Annotated in this window: 3 protein-coding genes; all 3 read left to right on the top strand. The window is 42.2% G+C overall.

Annotation, left to right across the window (positions count from 1 at the left end):
• Window positions 1–122: 122 nt before the first annotated feature.
• Window positions 123–785, top strand: coding sequence for a CatB-related O-acetyltransferase (locus tag ACFO5Q_RS16760; protein WP_068147317.1), 663 nt, complete (start codon window positions 123–125; stop codon window positions 783–785).
• The gene (locus ACFO5Q_RS16755) at window positions 775–1,677 is read left to right on the top strand and encodes a hypothetical protein (RefSeq protein ID WP_068147314.1); all 903 of its coding nucleotides are present in this window, start codon (window positions 775–777) and stop codon (window positions 1,675–1,677) included. The genes ACFO5Q_RS16760 and ACFO5Q_RS16755 overlap by 11 nt, the downstream gene beginning before the upstream one ends.
• Window positions 1,678–1,687: 10 nt before the next feature.
• Window positions 1,688–2,887, top strand: a 1,200-nt coding sequence (gene asnB / locus ACFO5Q_RS16750; RefSeq protein ID WP_380084431.1) for an asparagine synthase (glutamine-hydrolyzing), incomplete at its 3' end; no start/stop codon positions are given.

The raw sequence follows: 2,887 nt of genomic DNA, 5'->3' as shown, positions 1-2,887 counted from the left end.
CAAAAAGTGGCAGACTTTTACTCCGCCCGCAGCAACACAACGCCGCCGCTTCAGTGGCCTACTTTTACACCGCCCTATACATTTATATCGAATTTGTTGTTCATTAAGAGGTCAATAATTAAATGGCTGTAGTATTGAAGCAGATAATTCGTAATAGTGTTTTTTTTAAGCTATTTGTAAATCTAGTTTTGAGACACTACTACCCGAAGTCTAAGTTTTCAGTTTTCGCGAAAATCAGCTATCGCGATCTCCGGAATGGCCGAATTCGATTCGGCGACAATGTTGTTGTTGGCGAGGGCGTGGCCTTGACAGGTTCAATTGATGTAGGGGCACACACATATTTCTCGGACGGGCCAACCGAACTGAATTCAGAGTCTAATAGCATTATCATAGGAAAGTATTGTTCAATTGCACGCAATTGCTTCTTTAGAACCACTTCCCATTTCATCGATGGTCTATCCACCTCTCCAGTACTCCTAGATCAATTAGATATTACCCCAAACTGCAGGAGTTTAGGTGACATTAGGATTGGGAACGATGTTTGGATAGGAGCAAATGTGTCAGTTATTGGTGGCATAGTAGTGGGTGATGGCGCGGTGCTGGCTGCGGGAGCTGTTGTAACTAAGGATGTACCCGCATATGCTGTGGTGGCAGGTGTCCCTGCGAGAGTGATCAGATATCGCAACATAATTAAAAAAAATGGAGAAGCAAAAAAAAAGAATTATTGGGACTTATCAGTTGAGGAGCTGAAACTAGATAAGGGTAACTTTAGAAGTGAAACTTAATATAGGTATAGTCGTACAAGGTAAATATGTTCCTAAATATACAAAAAATGTGGTGGAATATTACCTTCAGAACTGCCCCAGCTATTTTATCTGCCTCAGCTGTTGGGTTGGGGACAAAGAGATCGTAGCGGCAGAGCTAAATTATTTAAGAAACGAAAAAAGACTACTGATAGAGTTTAGTGAGTATCCAAAATTTAGTGGGTACCAAAATATAAATTATCAAATTGTATCCACGCTCAATGGTTTGGTGCGGCTAAAAGAGGCCGGATGTAACTGGGCAATTAAGTCAAGAACTGACTTTATGCTGATAGATATTGGGGCGTTTGAAAAACATCTGGTACAGCAGAACGGCCGTATTTGTGGTTTAGAAACAGATGATGTTCGCTATAATCTATTTTTTGTCTCAGATTTTTTATTGAGCGGTAACTTGGAGGAGCTGATTTTATATTTCTCTTGTCCATTGCAGTATGCAGGTAACAATCGAGAGGCGGGGTGTGCTAAACTTCAACAAGCTCTAGAGAATAGAGATGTTTATATGCGCTTGGAAGATTCCAGGATTGCAGAGCGCTATTTGGTTTCATATTACCTGAAAAGAAAAGGGTATTACTTGCCGCAGGGATTATTGGAAAAGTTATACCTTTGGCCTTTGCTTGCTCGCGAAAACTTTTATCTTATAAATCGGGATGATATTCGGTTCTCCTCACTTAAGCGATATGCATCCCTGGAAAAGCGTAGCAGCACCCATTTTTATTCTTTGGAAATCATGGATGATAAGAACATGATCCGCTATGTCGTAGGTGTAATGGCTCGATATGTGGTGATGCTTCTCAAGCGGTTCCGTCTATCATGTAGTTTTACTGCAAAAATATTTACTAATTATTTCAAAAACTGAGGTCTAGAATATGTGTGGTATCGCTGGATATATAACTGACAGGGGAGGTATGCCAAATCAGTTGATCTCCGACATGACCTCAGCCTTAGAGCATCGAGGTCCTGACGATCAGGGCATATATCACGCAAAGTTTGGCGATGCTTATCTTGCGATGGGCCATCGTCGGTTATCTATAGTTGATTTATCCAATTTTGGTCACCAGCCAATGTCTCGCGATTTTGTGACGGTCGCTTTTAATGGGGAAATCTATAACTTCGAGGAAATAAAGTCAGAATTACTGAGTCTTGGCTACACTTTTAGCTCTAAAACCGACACCGAGGTAATCATCTACTCTTATATGGCTTGGGGAGTTGATTGTGTAAATAGGTTCAATGGAATGTTCGCGTTAGCCCTGTATGATGAGCGAGCCGCTGTTTTGCACTTGATCAGGGACCGAACTGGGATCAAGCCGCTATATTGGGCGCGTAGAGCTAATGAGATCGTTTTTGGAAGCGAACTGAAAGCGCTAATAAGATATCCTGGAATTAAGCGAGAGATATGTCCAGAAGCAATCTCCTTGTATTTAAGATTTGGCTATGTCCCTGAGCCTCTAACGATATATAGCGGGATCAATAAATTACGCCCAGCTACAATCCTTTCAATTTCTGCACATGACCTCCACATCAACGAAAGACAATATTGGGATATTTCAGATTTTTATAGAGCTCCTCATACAAGCCACTCGGAACGTGAAGTTATTGAGGAGGTAGACCGGCTTATTCAATCTTCCTGTAAACTTAGGTTAATGGCGGACGTTCCTGTAGGAATTTTTCTTAGTGGGGGTTACGACTCTGCAACGGTAGCTGCTGTATGTCAGGCTGTAGCAAGTCGACCAGTTAAAACGTTTACCATTGGTTTTGATGACCCAAATTACAATGAAGCACCTGAAGCAAAATCTATAGCTAACTATATCGGAACCGAACACACCGAGTTGTATTGTAATGCGTCCGATGCGTTAGACCTAATACCCAATATTGTAGAAATTTGGGATGAACCTCTAGGCGATGTTTCTTGTGTACCGACGGCTTTGGTTAGTAAGCTAGCGAGAACTAGTGTGAAGGTGGCGCTGAGTGCCGACGGGGGAGATGAATGTATAGGGCGGTGTAAAAGTAGGCCACTGAAGCGGCGGCGTTGTGTTGCTGCGGGCGGAGTAAAAGTCTGCCACTTTTTG

The organism is Kordiimonas lipolytica (assembly GCF_042651265.1).
GTDB lineage: Bacteria > Pseudomonadota > Alphaproteobacteria > Sphingomonadales > Kordiimonadaceae > Kordiimonas > Kordiimonas lipolytica.
This window is presented reverse-complemented; position numbering and strand designations above follow the sequence as displayed.

Bases quoted from the DNA above. Each gene is read 5' to 3' on its own strand.
- ACFO5Q_RS16760 (WP_068147317.1), top strand. From the start codon at position 123: ATGGCTGTAGTATTGAAGCAGATAATTCGTAATAGTGTTTTTTTTAAG.